The 20,586-nt window shown below is 35.1% G+C and carries 27 protein-coding genes and 1 pseudogene; 25 read left to right on the top strand and 3 right to left on the bottom strand.

Features of this window, described 5'->3' with window-relative positions; all coding sequences use genetic code 11:
• The first annotated feature begins 382 nt into the window (after positions 1-382).
• The 25 genes and pseudogenes from RQ973_RS00710 (at position 383) to RQ973_RS00605 (ending at position 17,588) form a co-directional block, all read left to right on the top strand.
• Positions 383-691, top strand: a complete 309-nt coding sequence (locus RQ973_RS00710; RefSeq protein WP_311522385.1) for a DUF2185 domain-containing protein — start codon at positions 383-385, stop codon at positions 689-691.
• 806 nt (positions 692-1,497) lie between these two features.
• Positions 1,498-1,779, top strand: coding sequence for a hypothetical protein (locus tag RQ973_RS00705; protein ID WP_311522384.1), 282 nt, complete (start codon positions 1,498-1,500; stop codon positions 1,777-1,779).
• A 6-nt stretch (positions 1,780-1,785) separates the two neighbouring features.
• Complete coding sequence (locus RQ973_RS00700; protein WP_311522383.1) at positions 1,786-2,142, top strand: Imm26 family immunity protein; 357 nt, start codon at positions 1,786-1,788, stop codon at positions 2,140-2,142.
• Positions 2,143-2,183: 41 nt separating this feature from the next.
• On the top strand, positions 2,184-2,465 hold the full coding sequence (locus tag RQ973_RS00695) for a hypothetical protein (protein WP_371607662.1): 282 nt from the start codon (positions 2,184-2,186) through the stop codon (positions 2,463-2,465).
• 376 nt (positions 2,466-2,841) lie between these two features.
• Positions 2,842-3,120 carry an HNH endonuclease signature motif containing protein gene (locus RQ973_RS09455; RefSeq protein WP_399553131.1) on the top strand — a complete coding sequence of 93 codons (279 nt, stop codon included), beginning with the start codon at positions 2,842-2,844 and terminating at the stop codon, positions 3,118-3,120.
• 1 nt (position 3,121) lies between these two features.
• Positions 3,122-3,775: a hypothetical protein gene (locus tag RQ973_RS00690; protein ID WP_311522381.1), complete on the top strand. Its 654-nt coding sequence runs from the start codon at positions 3,122-3,124 to the stop codon at positions 3,773-3,775.
• A 199-nt stretch (positions 3,776-3,974) separates the two neighbouring features.
• Positions 3,975-4,604, top strand: a complete 630-nt coding sequence (locus RQ973_RS00685; RefSeq protein WP_311522379.1) for a hypothetical protein — start codon at positions 3,975-3,977, stop codon at positions 4,602-4,604.
• Positions 4,601-4,945, top strand: a complete 345-nt coding sequence (locus RQ973_RS00680) for an RHS repeat-associated core domain-containing protein (protein ID WP_311522378.1) — start codon at positions 4,601-4,603, stop codon at positions 4,943-4,945. The genes RQ973_RS00685 and RQ973_RS00680 overlap by 4 nt, the downstream gene beginning before the upstream one ends.
• A gap of 35 nt (positions 4,946-4,980) precedes the next feature.
• Positions 4,981-5,586: an immunity 26/phosphotriesterase HocA family protein gene (locus tag RQ973_RS00675; protein WP_311522377.1), complete on the top strand. Its 606-nt coding sequence runs from the start codon at positions 4,981-4,983 to the stop codon at positions 5,584-5,586.
• 38 nt (positions 5,587-5,624) lie between these two features.
• Positions 5,625-6,038, top strand: coding sequence for an RHS repeat-associated core domain-containing protein (locus RQ973_RS09450; protein WP_399553130.1), 414 nt, complete (start codon positions 5,625-5,627; stop codon positions 6,036-6,038).
• Entirely contained in the window at positions 5,995-6,600 is a 606-nt protein-coding gene (locus RQ973_RS00670; protein ID WP_311522375.1) for an immunity 26/phosphotriesterase HocA family protein, read from the top strand. Before RQ973_RS09450 ends, RQ973_RS00670 begins: the two co-directional genes overlap by 44 nt.
• A gap of 121 nt (positions 6,601-6,721) precedes the next feature.
• The gene (locus RQ973_RS00665) at positions 6,722-7,012 is read left to right on the top strand and encodes a DUF6881 domain-containing protein (protein ID WP_311522374.1); all 291 of its coding nucleotides are present in this window, start codon (positions 6,722-6,724) and stop codon (positions 7,010-7,012) included.
• A gap of 41 nt (positions 7,013-7,053) precedes the next feature.
• Positions 7,054-7,158 (top strand): annotated as a pseudogene (locus tag RQ973_RS09445) (DUF6881 domain-containing protein); the annotation flags it as partial.
• 288 nt (positions 7,159-7,446) lie between these two features.
• Complete coding sequence (locus tag RQ973_RS00660) at positions 7,447-7,593, top strand: hypothetical protein (RefSeq protein ID WP_311522372.1); 147 nt, start codon at positions 7,447-7,449, stop codon at positions 7,591-7,593.
• 80 nt (positions 7,594-7,673) lie between these two features.
• Positions 7,674-8,321: a hypothetical protein gene (locus RQ973_RS00655; protein ID WP_311522371.1), complete on the top strand. Its 648-nt coding sequence runs from the start codon at positions 7,674-7,676 to the stop codon at positions 8,319-8,321.
• A gap of 243 nt (positions 8,322-8,564) precedes the next feature.
• Positions 8,565-9,323 (top strand): hypothetical protein, encoded by a 759-nt coding sequence (locus tag RQ973_RS00650; protein WP_075231668.1) that lies wholly within the window; start codon positions 8,565-8,567, stop codon positions 9,321-9,323.
• Positions 9,324-9,696: 373 nt separating this feature from the next.
• Complete coding sequence (locus tag RQ973_RS00645; RefSeq protein WP_311522369.1) at positions 9,697-10,083, top strand: barstar family protein; 387 nt, start codon at positions 9,697-9,699, stop codon at positions 10,081-10,083.
• A gap of 112 nt (positions 10,084-10,195) precedes the next feature.
• Positions 10,196-10,618: an SMI1/KNR4 family protein gene (locus RQ973_RS00640; protein WP_311522367.1), complete on the top strand. Its 423-nt coding sequence runs from the start codon at positions 10,196-10,198 to the stop codon at positions 10,616-10,618.
• Between the two features lie 536 nt (positions 10,619-11,154).
• Complete coding sequence (locus RQ973_RS00635; protein WP_311522366.1) at positions 11,155-11,571, top strand: immunity 70 family protein; 417 nt, start codon at positions 11,155-11,157, stop codon at positions 11,569-11,571.
• A gap of 295 nt (positions 11,572-11,866) precedes the next feature.
• Positions 11,867-12,313, top strand: coding sequence for a hypothetical protein (locus RQ973_RS00630; protein WP_311522365.1), 447 nt, complete (start codon positions 11,867-11,869; stop codon positions 12,311-12,313).
• 78 nt (positions 12,314-12,391) lie between these two features.
• Positions 12,392-12,814 carry a hypothetical protein gene (locus tag RQ973_RS00625; RefSeq protein WP_311522364.1) on the top strand — a complete coding sequence of 141 codons (423 nt, stop codon included), beginning with the start codon at positions 12,392-12,394 and terminating at the stop codon, positions 12,812-12,814.
• An 843-nt stretch (positions 12,815-13,657) separates the two neighbouring features.
• Positions 13,658-14,029, top strand: a complete 372-nt coding sequence (locus tag RQ973_RS00620) for a GFA family protein (RefSeq protein ID WP_000912012.1) — start codon at positions 13,658-13,660, stop codon at positions 14,027-14,029.
• Between the two features lie 35 nt (positions 14,030-14,064).
• The gene (gene glyQ / locus RQ973_RS00615) at positions 14,065-14,982 is read left to right on the top strand and encodes a glycine--tRNA ligase subunit alpha (protein WP_000038760.1); all 918 of its coding nucleotides are present in this window, start codon (positions 14,065-14,067) and stop codon (positions 14,980-14,982) included.
• 282 nt (positions 14,983-15,264) lie between these two features.
• The gene (gene glyS, locus RQ973_RS00610; protein WP_311522361.1) at positions 15,265-17,301 is read left to right on the top strand and encodes a glycine--tRNA ligase subunit beta; all 2,037 of its coding nucleotides are present in this window, start codon (positions 15,265-15,267) and stop codon (positions 17,299-17,301) included.
• 29 nt (positions 17,302-17,330) lie between these two features.
• The gene (locus tag RQ973_RS00605) at positions 17,331-17,588 is read left to right on the top strand and encodes a DUF896 family protein (RefSeq protein WP_000187071.1); all 258 of its coding nucleotides are present in this window, start codon (positions 17,331-17,333) and stop codon (positions 17,586-17,588) included.
• Between the two features lie 84 nt (positions 17,589-17,672).
• Here RQ973_RS00605 and RQ973_RS00600 read toward each other — a convergent pair whose 3' ends face one another.
• The 3 genes from RQ973_RS00600 to RQ973_RS00590 are packed head-to-tail and all read right to left on the bottom strand — an operon-like array spanning position 17,673 to position 20,486.
• Positions 17,673-18,908 (bottom strand): NAD(P)H-dependent oxidoreductase, encoded by a 1,236-nt coding sequence (locus RQ973_RS00600; protein ID WP_311522360.1) that lies wholly within the window; start codon positions 18,906-18,908, stop codon positions 17,673-17,675.
• 17 nt (positions 18,909-18,925) lie between these two features.
• Positions 18,926-19,531: an NADPH-dependent FMN reductase gene (locus RQ973_RS00595; protein WP_153224737.1), complete on the bottom strand. Its 606-nt coding sequence runs from the start codon at positions 19,529-19,531 to the stop codon at positions 18,926-18,928.
• Positions 19,532-19,565: 34 nt separating this feature from the next.
• Positions 19,566-20,486, bottom strand: coding sequence for an FAD:protein FMN transferase (locus RQ973_RS00590; protein ID WP_311522389.1), 921 nt, complete (start codon positions 20,484-20,486; stop codon positions 19,566-19,568).
• Positions 20,487-20,586: the final 100 nt, after the last annotated feature.

Raw genomic sequence — 20,586 nt, 5'->3', positions numbered from 1 at the left:
AATAGGCTCCATAATATCTATAGGGGATTTACCCACTACAAATATTATAGAGCCTGAAAAATGACCGAAGCTTAGGCTTCGGTTTTTTTATTGGTTGGGATATATAGTGAAATGAAATAGAATCTGAACAAATTTACCAGAGCAGTTAAGTCAATTTTTAGCATTTTTTAGAATTCACAGTGTACAGTTTTGTATAGTAGATTGAATTTAGAATAGTACGTTATGGATTCTAAGAAATCAATTTGACTTTCCTAACCTCTTTGTTCACATCTTATTTCAATCCACTATATAAAAGGTGATGGGTTTGAGTAGTTTGTCTTGTCTGATTCAAGTTAAGAACTAGCTAACATAAATAGAGGTTATAAATGTGAGTAATAAAGGAATGGGATTAGGCGCTTCAATAGTATCTAATAATATTTTAGAAAATAAGGCCAATATAAAATGGATATTACGCGAGAACAGTGTTAATGAGTTAGATAACGGATGGCGTTTTTTATCCGAAATAGATACAGAAGAATATCTATCACATGCTGAAAATATGTCGATATGTGACTGGAGTACAATTCTTGAAATAGAACCAGCAGTATTATCAATTTTTAACATGCCTATTGGAACAGAACTCATACTTATTTACGAAGGTGAGAAGAAGTATTTCATAGATTCAAGTAGTGGTCAAAAATTATCTTACTAGGGTATTGAAACTGACTTCATCTACTTACGATTTCATAGAATGATGAGTGCTATGAAGCGAAAATAGATACTATATAGATTTGGTCTAATCTATCTGAGAAATATTCCTAGTAAAGGACAAGTTTGAGAGAAATCTGAACTTGACAATTGATGCACAAGCTATTATGATAGTCAGAGAACGGATTTAAATATTAAAACATCAGATAAATTAGCAGGAATGATGATTGGAATATAAAAATTAGAGTTGTGATGATAGTTAATCTTAAAGATAAACAAGTATAATTTTTTCCAATCCCAATTGCAAATCTACCAAGCCGCTAGCCTGTGTTTTTTTGACAAAAAAGGAACGACACAATTTTAAAATAGAGTTTCAATGGTCCTTCTTATAGTTCTTAGTTTCCAATGATTATGTTCTTTAGCATTGAAGTAAAGGTATCCCCAAATGGTAACTTTTCTGCTTAAACTAATCTCCGAGTTCATAACTAAAACTCATTTAAAATCAAAAAGAGCAGAAATGTTTACTTCTATAGCAAATATATTCTAGTTCTTTGTTAGAAACTCTTTCTTTACTTTCCTAAAATACTATAAGATTCATTGATTAGTTGGTAATTTCTAAGTTAATAACTGGATTAGGATATTTATTAAGTAGCCTGTCAACAAAAAATGTACTTTGATTTTAATGGAGTGTTAATAGGAAATCCAATTGGTAACTCAAATAAATTGAATAAGATCAACAGCATTAGTCCAAAAAATAAATTTCATGATGAGGCTATTATGTGGGCTCAAAATAATAGATAGGTGGAGATTATGATTTTTAATAACTTGATGAAAGAAAGAAGAGATAAAAAAATTAATAGTCTTCCAAAAGAAGTACAAAGAAAATTAAAAAAGTTTGAAGAGCTTGATTCGAGTGATTATCAACTCCAAGTAATAAAACCTAGTAATGATTTGCCTAAAGAAGGGGATCTGTTTGTTTTATCCCCCAAAAAAGGATATTATTTTTTGGGGAAAGTTATGGAATTAAACATTGTATCAAGCAATAGCCTGATGAGTGGAAGCTATGTTGTCGTAATATTTTCAACATGTTGAAATACTATGGATATCGAAATATTTAAACCTAACTATCATGAATTGTTGACGGATCCTTTTATTGTTAATAATCAATATTGGGAAAAAGGTTACTTTTACGTAATTAAACATTCTCCTCTCAGTGAAGAAGAGAAAAAACTGGAGATAGGATTCTATAAGATTCATCCTTTAGGAGATTCATTTTGTACTTCAAGTGGAGAGCGTTTAGAACATGAACCTCAGATTTTAGGAATGTACGGACTTTGTACAATTACAGGAGTAGCTGCTGAAATTAACCGTTCATTAATTATGAATCCATCTATTATTCCTAATTTTGTATTAAAGAATGATAATCTGTCTACAAAAAAATTGATAGTTTCATAAAAAATGATGAAGGTATAATTACGATAGATATTGGAGACAAATTGGTTAGAGAAATTTCAAATTATATTGAAGTACATTTTGGAATTTACATGAATGGTTATAATTGGGAAAAATTTTTAGATTCTTACTTCCGTAAAAGTAAGATGAAGAAATTTGAAGATTTAGAGATGAATACAGATGCTGGAACCATTGAGTTACACTTTTTAGGCGGGGATTTCGGCATGAATAAAAATCTATATGACCAGATTGTTTATTTATTTATGAATCCGCAAATAATCTATTCTTTTATAAGTAAATATAATAACGAAATTATGTGGGAATGACACTGTCTCGTTAAACTCTTTAGCTTCTACTTTTTGTGAGCTGTTTTTTACACATTACGTAAATACAGATGGAATTTTAATTATATTATACTGAAGAACCAATAGTTGTTTTTTATAAAACCGAATTAGGGACTTGACGTGAAGAACAATGTATCAACTAATTTTCAAATATCTCAAATCATATTGTTTATTACATGGAGTAATGATGAAATAGTGGAGTGGACAAATGATTTGAGAAACATTATATATTTTAAAAAAGGATTACTGACTGAATAAGTAGTACAAAAGACGGTGAAGAGTATCTTAGAATTATTAAAAGTGGAAATTAGAATGTTGTTACCTTTTCAGAGAATACTAAAAGTAGTTAACACATTTCATTCTAAAATGGAGTGATACAGTAGGTGAAACAATAAGTGATGCGATTCAAAAGGAATTCATTATAAAAGAGAATAGGGTAAGAAATGGTGGAGTAGTTCGTTCAGACTTACCTGTAGAAATTTTATATAAACCTCAAAAAGCTGGTAAACATAACGAGTGGCAAATAGATCATATTATTCCTAAAACCAAAGGTGGTTCTAATAGCTATGCTAATGCACAGTTTTTTCCTAGATTTGAGAATAGAATGAAATCTGATGATGATTCAGGAGGTGATTGAGATGTCTTATGATGTAAATGTAAAGACTTTATATGAAGGATGTTATTTAGCAAGTATTTCTTGCGCAGTTATGTCTGCTAAATTTCCAGAACTATCTTTTGAGCACTCTTGGGACGGGGCTAGTTATTCCGTTCAGGATGGTTTTGGCAGTCGAGGAACTGTTACGTTTCAAAATGATGTTTGTGTATGTGCTATTCGGTCTGATAATAGTGAACGTTTAAGCCATTTCCTTCCTTATACATACTATTTTGAAAATTGTCCAGTTCAAAATTTTCGATTGGCTGAGGAAGAGACCTTGCAATATCTATTGGATGAAAGGAATGGAGAAATTCTCCCAGTTATTACAGCTTGTTTCTGGAATAACGGGAATGAGTTAGAATCTAATGATAGTTGGAAGGATATATTCTCTAACGGTGGAGATATTTTGATTCCTCAACTCTCTTCTTTTGAAATCGGTTTAGAGCATTGGAAAAATTACTATGATATGAATACAGCGGAGTTGAATTTAGTTGTAAAGTTATTCAAAGAAAAAGTGTCTAATCCGCAACAAGATATCAGACTGGCTGATGATGTAGAAATCTTATCTAAATATGGATTAGAGGGCTTTAAGGAAGCTAAGGGATTATTAGAAGGCATGTGCATTTATGTGGATTAGTAGACAATCTGTTAATTAAAATCAATAAATCTCTTGAAGATTTTCTTCAGGAGATTTTACTTATGGTTCACTATAAAGTTTACTGCTAGCTGACTATGTTGCTATAAACATCGCTTTTGAGAAGAACTCAGAAAAGCTAGACTACATCTACGACACCGAGAACTGCCTGCTTGCGATCAAGAACAAGAAGGGTCTTCTCATGGCTGCACTTTACGACGGAGATGAGAATCGTGTTTTCACTGCTAGCCGCAAGGAAGGCAAGTACACCTATCAACTCTTCCAACGCAAAGCCGAGGATACTCAATCTGGGGATCAGGTAACGCATGCAGGTAGAGATAAGTCAGGTCGTAAGTCGCCATATACAGCTCCAAGTGGGGAAGAAAACTCCCTCTTCTGGTATGGCTTTAGCCAGAATGTCCTCCAATCCCTATCCACCCTACCACAGACAGTAGGAAGCATCTGGCACAGCATCTTTGACAATGTGTTGAGAGCCTACCACCAGAAAGTGGCTAAGGGTCGAGAAACTAAGGAAGGAATCGTCGTCAATCCACCAGAACTTGGGAACCTACCTGGACAGGGAGAAGTAACCTATGCCAGTCAGGTTCAGGATGTCCTCATCCCTTATACCATACGAGAGGATACCTACAACTACTACGAGGAACGCAACTATGTCAATGATATCAATCGTGAACATATAGAAGTCCTTGAAACCTATGACCATGATGTCAAGGCTCTAGAAACCTATAGCTATGGTCAGGTTCGAGCTAGCTACCTCAACAACCAAACAGGTGACAGCTACAACTACTTGGAAAATAGTCGGGCTCTGTGACAGGTTTGACCAAGGATGGAAAAGCCGTCGCATCAATCAGCTATAACTTCTCTGGGGCAAGAAAGACAAGCACAGACACAACAGGTCAGGCCTTTGCCTATAACAGCGAAGCCCGTGACGATACTGGACTTGACTATTTACGCGCAAGATATTATGATAGTCAGGGAGGTACTTTCTTAACCGAGGATAGCTACCCAGGTGAGGACACAGAGCCTCTCAGCCAGAACCGCTACAGCTATGTGCAGAACAACCCCGTCAACTACACCGACCCGAGTGGGTACTTCTGGAACAGTATCAAAAAAGGTTGGAACTATGTTAAAAAGACGGTCTCTAATGCATGAAATGGTGAAAAATATCTTAATGTAGGAAATGAATAATGAATACAAATCTAATAGCTTTAAGAAGAAAAGAACATTTTGAGAGTTTAAATTTAGAAATTCAGAAGGAGTTAGATGACTTTTATGATACAAAGGCAGCTACTCATCAACTAAAAGTGATTAAAAAAAGCAGGTCAATTCCAAAAGTGGGAGATGTATTTCTTGTGTCTCCTAGGGAGGGAATCTACTTTTATGGTAAAGTGCTAGTTGCTAATATAGTTAGAAAAGTTCGGGATACTTTTGTGGAAGGGAAACATGTTGTATTTATCTTTAAAGGAAATACTCATGAAAAAAATATTGATAAATACAAGCCAGATTATTCTAACTTGTTAATTCCACCTGCTATTGTAGGTGATGCATATTGGAAAAAAGGATATTTCCATACTATCGCTAATATTCCCTTAACAGAGGAAGAGAAAAAGCTGGATTTTGGATTCTATAGTATTCATTGTAAAGGTAACTTTTTCTGTAAAGAGACTGGGGAATTATTGGATAAAGAGCCTAAATTATTAGGGATACATGGAATAACAACCATCAGTGGAATCGGAATGGCAATTGAAAGAGAATTAATTATTAATCCCTCCTTATTAGAAGAAACTGAGTAGTTTGAACTTTGCGATAATCATTAAAAACTCTCGAAGAAATTTTTCATCGAGAGTTTTATACTATCACCATCAGCTATAATCTCTCTGGGGCAAGAAAGACAAGCACAGACCCAACAGCTCAGCCATTTGCCTATAACGGCGAGGATCGTGACGATACCGGACTTGACTATTTACGAGCAAGATATTATGATAGTCAGGGAGGTGCTTTCTTAACCGAGGATAGTTACCCAGGTGAGGACACAGAACCTCTCAGCCAGAACCGCTACAGCTATGTGCAGAACAACCCCGTCAACTATACCGACCCGAGTGTGCACTTCTGGAACAGTATCAAAAAGGCTGGAACTATGTTAAAAAGACGGTATCTAATGCATGGAATGGTGAAAAATATCTTAATGGAGGAAATGAATAATGAATACAAATCTAATAGCTTTAAGAAGAAAAGAACGTTATGAAAGTTTAAATTTAGAAATTCAGAAGGAGTTAGATGACTTTTATGATACAAAGGCAGCTACTCATCAACTAAAAGTGATTAAAAAAAGCAGGTCAATTCCAAAAGTGGGAGATGTATTTCTTGTGTCTCCTAGGGAGGGAATCTACTTTTATGGTAAAGTGCTAGTTGCTAATATAGTTAGAAAAGTTCGGGATACTTTTGTGGAAGGGAAACATGTTGTATTTATCTTTAAAGGAAATACTCATGAAAAAAATATTGATAAATACAAGCCAGATTATTCTAACTTGTTAATTCCACCTGCTATTGTAGGTGATGCATATTGGAAAAAAGGATATTTCCATACTATCGCTAATATTCCCTTAACAGAGGAAGAGAAAAAGCTGGATTTTGGATTCTATAGTATTCATTGTAAAGGTAACTTTTTCTGTAAAGAGACTGGGGAATTATTGGATAAAGAGCCTAAATTATTAGGGATACATGGAATAACAACCATCAGTGGAATCGGAATGGCAATTGAAAGAGAATTAATTATTAATCCCTCCTTATTAGAAGAAACTGAGTAGTTTGAACTTTGCGATAATCATTAAAAACTACAGACACGACAGGGAATCCATTCGCCTAGTGAATCTTCTCTTGATATAACAAATCGTATTGTAAATTATGGTGAAAATTAGGAGGAAGCTAATGAAATATTATAGAACTTATTGGGAGCAGTCATCTCTCGAATATGCAACATGGATATTTTCAGAAGTTGATAATCAGGGGGATGAGATTAGAAAACTAGAAATTTTTTTAGATGGAAAAATTAGTTATTATGATGCTAATACTCCCTTTGAGTTGGGTGAATTTCCTACCGATGAAGATTTAGAATCTATCAACGATAGTGAGGAAATTACCGTAATAGAAATTTCAAAAAATGATTTTGAAAAAACATTACAACTTTTTAATGATAAAAATCAGACGGGGGGCCAATAATGGAATACTATCGAACTTATTGGTAACATGATGATGATTATCCTGTTTGGATTTATTCTGAAATTGATAATCATAAATACGATACTAGAAGAATTGAAATATTTCGGAATGGAAGTGCCAAATATTTTGATAATAGAACTCCATAGAACGCTTTGATATATATGTGTGATTATGAGAGTGAGACTGTCGGGTAATGGTCAGTAGTGGAGTAGTAATATTCAAATAGTTGAAGCTCCTTAGGCTGATATTGCGATGACGAAGCATCTACCAATGACAGTAGAAAATTTCTAAATGTTTGCGGTTAATCGTGTACTTTAATATCTAAAGCACGATATTGGAAAAATAAATTATCTGCTGCAGAATATAGAATTTAGAGATAATGCTCCTCCATATCAGATCTTTGAATGAGAGTCAATAAAGGGATTGGTCTGCCGATGAATGATTTTACAATACCAGGAAATGTCATTACTAAGAAAATAGAATCTGATCATATATTCCCAAAGAAAAAATTTGTTACTTTGGAGGGATTTGATAAGAAAAGAAGTAATCTTAGAAAGGAAACTTCAGAGCATGATAGATAACTTTATCTATGATAAATAAATTGGAGGTAGTTTATGAATAAAAATTAAATTTTTTAAAGAAATATGTGCCATCTGGAGAGATGGTCGAGATTTTATCTAATTTTGAAAATCTGTCCAATCATCCTATTCCACAATATTGGCGGGATGCGTTTCAAACATCAGATTTTTCTAAAAGAAAACAAATCATCCTAGGAGAATGGAAAAAATATCTAGCTGAGGAACTCAGCAATACAATCTCATATCTAGAGGAATTTTCAGAAGATATAGATCTTATCAAAATTGGAAACAATTACTCATTGCTTTATTCGATTAGAACGTATCAAAGCAATAGCTTGGTTTTTTATGAGGGCAAAATGCCGATTTCGGACCAAGAGTTTACAGATCACTTTAATCAGTCCAAACTAGAACTTGACGGAAGTATCCGTGATTTCTATACACACATTCATGCAGGTTTTAATGATTTTACCAGTAAAAGCATGGGCTTAGACGATCTAGATATGATTGAACCAATAGCTGATTATGATTGGGAATTTGAGGAACAGTTAACAAATGACATTTCCAGTTATTACAATTTTTTTAGCAATGGTATGGGAACGTATCTCGTATTAGACTTGTCTAAACCAATAGATGAAGGAGGTGTATTTTGGTCAAAGGATGAGTTGCCAGAATATCCGATACCTTTTTGGGATTATGTAGATGAATGGATAATTATCGGTTTAGATTTTTGATGACATAGGATTATGAGTTAAATCAATCTAAAATCTCTTGAGGAATTTATTCTTCAGGAGATTTTTTTACTTATGGTGTCATATAAAGTTTACTTATAGCTCAGATAGAATAAGTTTGAGAGAAAGCTGAACTTGACAATTGATGCACAAGCTATTATGATAGTCAGAGAACTGATTTACGTTTTTAGATATCAGATAATCTAGCGAATTGATGATTGAGATATAAAAATGAGATATTGAGGTATGAAAGTGTGTAGAGTAATAAAATTATTTACGGATACGATTTCTTCAGAGTACATGGATTTTGCCTTTCAGATTGCTCATGAAACCCAAGATGCAGATATAGTTCAGATATTTGATGGAACCCAGACATTCAATTTATCAGTTAATTATATTAAGTATCTATCGTTTGTTAGTAAAAAGTATAGTGAACTATATAATAAAGAATATGAACTTGATGGCTATGGAATCTACCAAGTTTTTGATAGTAAATTATCGAAAGAAGTTAGTTATCGATCTTGTGGTATATGGTCAGCTGATGATTTTAATCATTATGTTTTCCTTTCTAATAAAGGTATGATGGAAATACTCATAAATGTTTCCTTGACATTTAAATTTGAAAAAACAGCTACTGAAGAGCAAAAAATATCGGGCGTCCCCTTGAAAATAAGTGAAGTAGGAAACATTGAGGAAGGTTTATATTATGTAGAAGCTAGTTTAACCAATGATAGTGAACTCTATTTTAAAATTAGTGATAAACTTATAAAATGTGACGATTATGTTGCTTTTAGATTGATTGATGAAGGACTGGATTTACGTTCAATTGAATCGGAATATGAGTTAGATATAACTACTATCCATCCCGAAAATCATTTTGTCTATCAAGTCCTAAATGGTGGATTTATGGGGCTTGCCCAATCTATTTTGTCAAGTTATAAGGTTATAAATACTTTGAATTACAATGCCTATTTATTAGTTTATGAAGGCGCTGTTCAAGACTAACCAAATTGTTAAAAAACAGAGATTCTAGTAATAGACTTGAATACTTTAGTTGCGATAGTTCAACAAGTAAACCAATAAAACCTGGTAGTTAGAACTGTTATCGTTAAGTACATTAGTTTGTCACATGTAATAAAGTTCGAGGGCAAATAGGGTATTGGTAAGAGATGAAGAATGGCTAATCTATTGCTAGATTCCTTTTTCTTTGATAAAAAAATAAACCCTTAGATTATGCCTGAAAATATATAAAGTAATGCTTGAATGGGGATGGAGAAAGGCCAACAAGAACTACTAGAGTTGCGGAGTGCTGGATAAAAAAGTGATACTAGTATGAATTTGAAAAAATTTTTAAACAGTTTATGAAGGGGAACTTTAAGTGAATGTTTATAGAAGAATAACAAAGTTAGAGAAAAACTATTTAATGGTTAAATCCTTTAATGATTTCAATCTAAATATTGATGGAAAAAAAGTACAAAGTGAAAGAGATGCGATAGAGATATTAGCGAACAGTTTTAATATTGATGATCTCCAAGATGGTAATTGGGATGCATTATCTGATCGACTCCAGCGTTCTAATTATATACATCCAGAGAGGATTAATATTTTTATAAACAATTCAAATGATCTTTTTATCAAGGATGCAAACTCTAAAAATACTTTTTTAGAAATATTATCTGATACAGTTTCATGGTGGAAAGAAGATGCTGAAAGATACATAGTTGATGGAAAAAGAAAAACATTCAATGTATATCTGCTAGATTAATACTAATTGTTTGATATGATATAAATACAAGCATATATAAGGACTAGATGATTGCTAGACAGGTTGGACAAATGCTAATAGTTCAAAAAATTTAAATAAATAAAGGTGGATTATGATTGATGAATTAAAAAAGAAGATTGCTTCTACTGATGGTGTGGACTTCGGACCATTTGGAGAGGGGCTTTCTGATGAATGGATTACAAAAGCTGAGGAAAGATTACATTTTATTTTTCCTGAAAGCTATAAATGGTGGCTTAAAAACTATATGGGTGGAGAAATTTATGGAGAAGAAATATTCAGTATCTATGGATTAGATTTTGATAGTGTTGTAGGCAGGGATATCGTATACATAAATGAACTGAACCGAGAAGAAGGGTTTAGTAATTCTGAACAATTAGTCATCTGTGAAGGAGAAGATGGCATGTTTTATTTTCAAAAACAGGAAAGTTTGACCGATGAGTTAGCAGTTTTTAGAGATGGAGAATACTATGCTAGCGATTTTATAGAGTTTCTACTAAAAAGAATAGACGGCTAGTATATTTTAAAGAATCTATTGGATTAAAAAAGTAGGGATTATGCTCAGTAATGATAGATAGGAAGATAGACTGATAGTCGTTTCTATTATTTTTACTGATGTTCGCCAATATTTCTTTCTGGGATTTAAAGGAATATCAGATAGTTTTAAAATCCGAGTAAAAATTCCATCTAATCGTTAAAATTACTAGTACGATGCCATTGGTTACAGTTAAGATTATTAGAGGAAGTTTAAGAGATAAATTAGTCAGACACGACTAAAGTAATCAACAATCTTATTTATCTGTAAACATGCTCTCCTAGGAAATCAAAGGAAATTAAAGATTGAATAGGATATTGACAATTAAAGCATAGATGTATAAAAGTTTGATCTCGACCATAAAGATTGGAAAGACAAGTTGCTAGAGATAGTGCATAATAGATAGAAAAAAGGGGATAGCATTTGCTAATCTTCAGTAGACAGATGATTTTATTAACAATGATAGGACATCTGTTGATGTAGAAGTAATATTTAAGAATAATTTGGAGGTGGATTTTATGTCTGTAGGCTTAATGGTAGGTTATAATTGGTGGACAGTAGGAGAAGGGAGCTTTTTTAATTCATTCTTTTCGACTATTTATGTTCAGTTAGAGAATAATGACTGGGGAAGTAAGTATCCCGTTATCATGAATAAACTTTATTTTGGCGATATTCCTTTGGAAGATATTGAGAGTGGAATAGCAGAGTTGTTATCTATTCAAGAAGAGTTGAAAAAATTTCCACCTCACGACATCATATGGGATTTTGAAGATTTGTCAGTCACTCCTCCTTGGGGAAATCAAATTGCTTCCCATATCACAAATTTATCTCAATATTTTATAACTAGTTCAGGCAGTGATTTATTTGAAGTCATGTTAACTTGTTTTAGATTCGCACTTGAGGAAGGTAAAAATGTAGTTGTAAAAAGTATCTGAAGAAGGATTTTCTAAGAATTTTTTAAATCCAATGAACCATTCAAATTATTGAAACTCCGATTTTTATTATTTCATATAACTCTAAGGTGTAAAAAAAATAAACTGATTTTGTAGATTTTTGAAATGTCATCATTTTGAATACAGCCGTAAATAAAATCTGACTTATTAAACTATCATGGAAACCATTTGTTTAAATGCTAAAGGCTGAATAACCTATCTATGGTCATATTTTTATTGTTAAATTTTATAATATAGAGTGATGTGTTATATGTCATTGTGTAGAGGAGGGAAGAAATTGGATAATATAGTACTACGAAGTGAGTGGTTGGATGAATCGGAAAAGTTTTGCGAAGTTAGGCTTACTTGTAAAACAAAGTTTCTAACAATTTACCAAGTGTGCTATCTCTTTGAGGATGAGATGACGAAGGTATTACTGGACATGGATGATTATATAGAAAATCCTAATCTAGCAAGAAAGATCATTTTTGGAGATGATAGGGTTGGTGGAAGTGGTTATTTTGTTTTCACTTTTGCACCTATTAATGTAAGAGAAGAGTTAAATATTGAAGTGGATATGGAAGTAGCAGATAATGACGAGGGGCTCCATCGATGTCAATTCTATGTCAAAACTCAATTAGAAAATCTAAAGCATTTTAGAAATCATTTACCTAGAATTTTTTCAAAAGACTATAAAAGGACAGTAACATTACATGATGAACAAACTAGAAATGTAATGATTTAGCAAGTGTTTCTCGTTTATTCTATAGATGTATACATTTTTTATTAGATTTTAATTAAAAAAATTGAAGGGGAGGGACTAGTGGACATTTTAAAACTACAGGAAGAGATTGAGGGTACGAACTACTGGGACGCCTATGCATTAGACTTTAGAGCTTCATTTTTTGGAGATGAATGTAGACTCTATATTGAAGTTGAAAATGGACAATCGGATCAGTATTGCTGGGAGATTGTTTTCTACCGTTGCTTTAAGGTAAACTATGAGACGGACGCTGGTTGGACATGTTGGAAAAGTGAGACTGGCACAAGAAATTTCAATATGAAAGATATTCCTTTTGAAAATCTCATGTCTCACACTGTGCATGAGATTAGACTTATCGCCGAGAAAAACAATATGATACAAGCTACAATTACTTTATCAAGTATGTTAATTGAGATTGCATGCCAAGATATTCAAGTCTCTAAGGTCCTAGTGAGTGAACAGAACTTCTTTTGGAAGGTTTAGTTTTGATAATGATTAATAGTTGAACTAGGAGATTCTCTCATTTTTTGAAATGATTTAGTTAAGACTTAGTGAGAATCTGACTTGAAGGTTGACGATAAAACAGTGAAGTCAGCTTGATTCTAAAAGGCTTTGCTATTGCTTTAATATGTGAATAGACACAGAAGGACTAGTCCTTCAGTCAAAATCGACATATGACGAAAACTGGATAGATAGATTTGAAATCGTTCAAGAAGAGGGGGGGATCATCTAGGTACAAGGTATGAAAAAATTTTCTTATTGAAAAAAACTATCGCAAAAGATGGATATCCGATTGTAGTCTATTCTGTAAGTAATTTTTCAGTCGCAAGAAAGAGAAATTTTTCCATAATAACGAAGAAGTATTTAGAAATGCTTCTAGAAAGTAGAAGATCATATCGTCAATAAATTATCATTGTGTATTTTTATCAGCTCTTCTTATAGAAATGTGTCATTGAAGTTTGTACTTTTAGTTTCAGGAATACGATCAGTGAATGCTATTGATAATATTCTAAAGAATTGGAAAGATCAGTAAGAATTAATACTGAGAAAAATACAAGGGTGATGATAAAATAATTTTACTTTTTTATTCCTTTTTGATATAATAGACGACAAGAAAGAATATCTTATCAGTAAATCCCAAGCGAGCCTGAGATAGTGAGAGTCAGGTGGTTGAGAGATGAGTGTGGCGCTTTTGGTAAATTTTAAAAAATAATGAAGTAATAAATTAGGGTGGAACCGCGTTTCTGACGCCCCTAGTCGCAAGGCTTGGGTGTTGAAATTCGGTTCTTTTTGAATTCGTCTAATGCCTAAGTAGAAAGGAGCATAATGCTTAAAGGATCTTGTTTATGTAAAGCAGTGACCTACACTCTAGATGAGGAATTATCGGAATTAGTTTTTTGTCATTGCTCATTTTGTCGGAAAGCAACTGCGTCTGCCTATACAGTTAATGCTAAAGTTAGCAGTGAAAAGCTAGTATTGCATGGAAAAGAAAAGCTTGTTTCCTATAGTTCTTCTCCAGGAAAACAGCGTTATTACTGCCAGAACTGTCATAGTCAAATTTTCACTGTTCAAGAAAATATACCAGAAGTCTGTGCTTTGAAATTAGGTACAATAGATGAATGCGATCAGAATTTACAAACTGTTCCTAAACGTCATATTTTTCAGGACCCAGCCTTTTCTTGGTTGCTTGATAAATAAATCTAAGAAGATAATATAAATTAAAGGAGTAAACAATGTCTAAAAAATTGACTTTCCAGGAAATCATCCTTACTTTGCAACAATACTGGAATGATCAGGGTTGTATGCTGATGCAGGCTTATGATAATGAAAAAGGTGCGGGAACCATGAGCCCTTACACTTTCCTTCGTGCCATTGGTCCTGAGCCATGGAATGCAGCTTATGTAGAGCCATCACGTCGTCCAGCAGACGGTCGTTACGGGGAAAATCCAAACCGTCTTTACCAACACCATCAATTCCAAGTGGTGATGAAACCATCACCATCAAACATTCAAGAGCTCTACCTAGAGTCATTGGAAAAATTGGGTATCAATCCTTTGGAACACGATATTCGTTTCGTTGAAGATAACTGGGAAAATCCATCAACTGGTTCAGCTGGTCTTGGATGGGAAGTTTGGCTTGACGGTATGGAAATTACTCAATTCACTTACTTCCAACAAGTCGGTGGCTTGGCAACTGGTCCTGTTACTGCTGAGGTTACTTACGGATTGGAACGTTTGGCTTCTTACATCCAAGAAGTAGACTCAGTTTATGATATTGAGTGGGCTCCAGGTGTTAAATACGGAGAAATCTTCCTTCAACCAGAATACGAGCATTCAAAATACAGCTTTGAAGTTTCTGATCAAGATATGCTTCTTGAAAACTTTGAGAAATTTGAAAAAGAAGCAGGACGTGCCTTGGAATTGGGTCTTGTTCACCCTGCCTATGACTACGTTTTGAAATGTTCACACACCTTCAACTTGCTTGATGCTCGTGGAGCAGTATCCGTTACAGAACGTGCAGGTTATATCGCTCGTATCCGTAACTTGGCCCGTGTCGTAGCTAAAACATTCGTGGCAGAACGCAAGAAACTCGGATACCCACTTCTTGATGAAGCAACACGTGCAAAACTCTTAGCAGAAGAGGAAGAATAAAAACAGTTACAAGAATAGAAAAAGGGCGAACAAAGTGAGCCCGTATGGCACCCAGAGGCAAGTCGAAGACTTGCTATAGGGATAGGCACCGCCGTACTGCTATATGGGGATTTTTGAAACTTTAGGTTCAAAAATTAGTTAGCTAAATCCACTTTGATGAGACTGTTGGAAATCTATGTCAAGGAGGCATCAGATTTTCATACAGCCTCACAAAGTTAGTTAGCAACGTCCCCAGTATCTAAGGTGCCTATCAAAAAGAAGAAATTTTGTAAAGGAAAAAACATGGCAAAAAATTTATTAGTAGAACTAGGACTCGAAGAGTTACCAGCCTACGTTGTCACACCAAGTGAAAAACAACTAGGTGAAAAAATGGCAGCCTTTTTGGATAATAACCGCCTTTCATACGAAGGAATTCAAACTTTTTCAACTCCACGTCATTTGGCTGTTCGCGTACTTGGCTTGGCAGACCAACAAACGGATTTGACTGAAGATTTTAAAGGACCTTCTAAAAAAATTGCTTTGGATGCAGAAGGAAACTTTTCTAAAGCAGCGCAAGGGTTTGTCCGTGGTAAAGGCTTGACTGTAGATGATATCGAATTCCGTGAAATCAAAGGTGAAGAATATGTCTACGTAACTAAGCATGAAGCTGGAAAACCAGCTGAGGAAGTTTTGGCTGGAATTCCAGAAGTATTGGCTAGCTTAAGCTTCCCAGTAAGTATGCACTGGGCAAACAATACCTTTGAATATATCCGTCCAGTCCATACGTTGACAGTTCTTTTGGATGATGTGGCACTCGATATGGATTTCTTAGATATTCATTCAGGAAGAGTTAGCCGTGGACATCGTTTCCTTGGTCACGAAGTAGAAATTCAGCATGCTGACAGCTATGAAGAAGACCTGCGCAAAGTTTATGTTATTGCTGATAGCACTGAACGCGAAAATATGATTCGTGAGCAAATTAAGGCTATTGAAGCTGAAGAAGGTGTTCAGGTACAAATTGATGAAGGACTCTTGAATGAAGTTCTGAATTTGGTTGAATACCCAACTGCCTTCATGGGGAATTTTGATCCTAAGTACCTAGAGGTTCCAGAAGAAGTTTTGGTCACTTCAATGGAGACTCATCAACGCTACTTTGTAGTTCGTGACCTTGATGGAAATCTAAAACCAAACTTTATTTCTGTCCGTAACGGAAATGCAGAGTATTTGGATAATGTTATCCGAGGAAATGAGAAAGTCTTAGTTGCGCGTCTTGAAGATGGTGAATTTTTCTGGCGTGAAGACCAAAAATTGAAGATTGAAGATCTTGTAGCTAAATTATCACATGTAACCTTCCATGAAAAGATTGGTTCATTACGTGAACACATGATTCGTACTGGAAAAATTGCTATCCTTTTGGCAGAAAAAGCAGGTTTATCAGTTGATGAAACTATTTATCTTGCTCGTGCTGCAGCCATTTATAAATTTGACCTCTTAACCGGTATGGTTGGTGAATTTGATGAGCTTCAAGGGATCATGGGAGAGAAATATGCTCTTCTCGCTGGTGAGAACGCAGCAGTGGCACAAGCTATTCGTGAGCACTATCTTCCTGATTCAGCAGACGGTGCTCTTCCTGAATCTAAAGTCGGAGCAATCCTTGCACTAGCTGATAAATTGGATACTCTTTTGTCCTTCTTCTCTGTTGGCTTGATTCCATCTGGTTCAAATGACCCTTATGCTCTTCGTCGTGCAACACAAGGGATTGTCCGTATCTTGGAAGACTTTGGATGGAATATTCCAATGGACGAATTGATTGCTAGCCTTTATGCTTTATCATTTGATAGCCTAACTTACGATAATCAAGAAGAAGTGCTTAACTTTATCAAAGCTCGTGTTGATAAGATGATGGGTTCTACTGCAAAAGATATTAAGGAAGCTGTTCTTGCAAGTTCAAACTTTGTTGTTGCAGATATGATTGAAGCAGCAGAAGCCTTAACTGAAGCTGCAAAAACTGAAAACTACAAATCATCAGTTGAATCATTATCTCGTGCCTTCAACCTAGCGGAAAAAGCAGAAGGCTCAGTCAAAGTTGATACTAGCCTCTTTGAAAATGAACAAGAAAAAGCACTAGCTCAAGCTGTAGAAAGCTTAGAATTGAAAGGTTCAGCTAGTGATAAATTAGAGCAATTATTTGCTCTTAGTCCAGTTATTGATGCTTTCTTTGATAATACAATGGTTATGGCAGAGGATGTTGATGTTAAGAATAATCGCCTAGCTATTCTAACTGAACTTGTGAATAAAGCAAAAACAGTCGCTGCTTTTAATCTTCTTAATACAAAATAGAAATTAAAAAGTAGATTGGAGGTTCAAATATGACACCAGAAAAAATCGCTCGTATTAATGAGCTTGCGAAAAAGAAAAAAACTGAAGGCTTGACTGCAGAAGAAAAAGTAGAACAGGCTAAACTTCGTGAGGAATATATCGAAGGCTATCGTCGTTCAGTTCGTCATCACATTGAAGGAATCAAAATCGTAGATGAAGATGGAAATGATGTGACTCCTGAGAAACTTCGTCAGGTACAACGTGAAAAAGGCTTGCATGGTCGTAGTCTTGACGATCCAAATTCATAAATAAAAAAATTCTCGGTTTGTGTGTGCGAACCGAGATTTCTATTATAAAAAAAGGAACCATTTTGGGTTCCTTTTTGTTAGTTATTAGTTACTTGCACCAGAAGTAGCATCCGCATCTCCATGGCCTCCGTCAGCTGAGTCAGAAGCACCAGAAGTAGCATCTGCGTCACCGTGGCCTCCAGCAGGAGCAAACGGACCGCTTCCTCCTACCAAACGTTGACCAGTTTCTTTCAAGTACCAGTCAAGCCATGGTTGGAAGTTAAAGACAATTTCATTGATACCAGCATATGATCCGTCAGGATAGTACATTGCTTGGTAGTTGTGAGTGTTGATAACACCAGCAGGTGAACCAGGAACGATTGTACGTACGTATTCTTGGTTACCATTGCGAAGTGTTCCAATAACCCACTCAACATTTTTCATACGTGCTGGTGGAAGTGAACCGTGAACTGTTGACATACGGCTACCAGATTGAGATGGTACACGTTTTGCAAACATTGTATCAGGATCTTGGTGAGCGTTGTTGTAGTAGAGGAATTGGTTGTTATCGTCAGCGTATGTCAATTCAAAAGGCATAGCTTTCAAGAACATATCAATTTGGTTAACAGTCAAGATACCATGGTCAAGTTTAACATATGTATCACCTGAAACAGCACCTGTGATTTCTGCGACTTTTTCTACCCAGTTTGGATCGTCAGGATCAACTTCTGTAATAGTTGTAGCGATTGGTTTTCCACAATCCAAGTCTTCTGGTTCAATTGGTTTTGGTTTTTTCAATTTAGAAACGACTCCTACGTATTTGACAAAGTTATCTAAGCAAGTTTCAAGGAATTTAACAGTTCCTTCGTTGATAATATTTCCGTTAGCATCAAAAGCTTCTTTAGCTTTTCCAAGAAGGAATTCATTACCTGGAAGAGTGTAGGCATTTACCCCTGGTGCGTCAAGGATTTTCCGAAGGTGAACTTGGGCACGTGAAGTACCTTGGTCGTAGTAAGAAGCACCGACGATCATGACTGGTTTGTTTTCGAATGGATGTACTTCGTATGAAAGCCATTCAAGAACAGACTTAAGTGAAGCAGAAATAGTGTGGTTGTGCTCTGGAGTAGCAATAATCACACCATCAGCGCGAGTAATTTTGTTGTAAAGAAGACGCAACTGGAAGCTTTCGTCCCATTTTTCATCTTGATTAAACATTGGAACTTCATCAATTTCAAAAACTTCTAATTCAAACTTGAGTTTGAAGTTACGACGGATGAATTCCAAGAGTTTGCGGTTATATGATTGGTCGTAGTTTGATCCAACAAGTCCAACAAATTTCATTCTTTCGATCTCCTATCTTACAAATTTTCCCAGTCAAATTCTTCTGCATCTTTACGAAGAAGTTCTTGTGCGTTACGCAATTTTTCAGTCACTTTAACAAAGATACGGAAGTCATCAAAGATGGCATCCAATTTCTTGATTACATCAAGATCTACCAAGTCACCATTCTTATCGAATGCTTGAAGAGAATGAGAGAGCAAGAACTCATCTGGGAGAACATTTGCTTTAATTTCTGGTGCATTCAAGATTTGACGGAGTTGCAATTGAGCACGTGATGAACCGAGTGTACCGTATGAAGCACCTGTGATCATCACTGGTTTGTTAAGGAGTGGAAATACTCCATAAGAAATCCAAGCAAGAGCGCTCATAAGAACGGCAGGAATTGAGTGATCATATTCAGGAGTACCGATAATCACACCATCAGCTGCTTCGATTTTTGCAGCGATTTCCAAGGCTTCTGCAGGAATAAGTTTATCTGCAGGTTTGTTGAAGACTGGTAGGTCTTTAATTTCTACCAATTCGATTTCTGCTTTATCAGCAAAGTGTTTTTGCATATATTGAAGCAGTTGGCGGTTTGTGGAACGTTTAGAGTTAGTTCCTACAATAGCAATAAGTTTTAGCATGAGCTTTCCTTTCTCTTTTTGCATTATTTATTATTTATCTTTGGATACCGGATGAACAAGCGATATGTCCATCTTTATCAATAAGGATGGCTTCAATTCCATCGATATTTTCGATTTGCCACATGATAGAAGCGCTACGTTGGCCAAACAATCGTGTGGTCCATATCTCGCCGTCAACAGAGCGGTCAGATATAATCGTTAAACTAGCCAAATCCGTTTCAATAGGATAGCCAGTTTCACTATCGAAAATGTGATGATAATCCTTTCCATCGATTTCAAGATGCCGTTCATAAATTCCAGAAGTAACAACGGATTTTCCAGTAATAGATAAGGTCATCAGGTGATTACCACGTGGATGATTAGGGTCTTGAATACCAATTTGCCAAGGTTGTCCATTTCTGGCTTGGTTATTACCAATGGTAAGGATATTTCCCCCAAGATTGATAAGAGCAGAAGTGACACCATTTTCTTTTAAGAAAGTAGCAACCTTATCTGCGCTATAGCCCTTTGCTAAACAACCTAAATCAATTTTCATTCCTTTCTTTTCTAAGAAAACAGTAGAAGAAATTGAATCAAGTTTGATAAAACGGGGATCTATCAATGGTAAAACCGAAGAAATTTCTTCAGGACTAGCAACTTTTGCATCGGAAAAACCAATACGCCAGATTTGTACTAAGGGACCAATGCTGATATTGAGATTGCTTCCAGAGGCTAGACTGTGTTCTAATCCTAAAGAAATCAGTTCAAACAGATCAGGGTGGACCTTAACTGGGGCAATTCCTGCCTGATAGTTAACTTCCATCAATTCCGATTCGATACTATTCGCATTAAATCGAAATTCAAGTTCCTTGAGCAAATCAAAAGCTTGACGGAGAAGATTATCCGCTTGTTCATGTACCAAGGAAATAGTAATCGTAGTTCCCATTAACCGTTCAGATAATGAACTGAGAGGCAAAAAATCAACTCCCTTCAAATCAATTGGAAATAGTTGTAAATCCAGACTATGAAAGCAATCTGAAGATTTAAATTTCATTTCCATATAAATAGAATATCAT

The sequence above is a fragment of the uncultured Streptococcus sp. genome, assembly GCF_963511325.1.
Lineage (GTDB): Bacteria > Bacillota > Bacilli > Lactobacillales > Streptococcaceae > Streptococcus.
The sequence above is the reverse complement of the archived record's forward strand: the minus strand, read 5'-3'. Positions and strand labels throughout refer to the sequence as shown.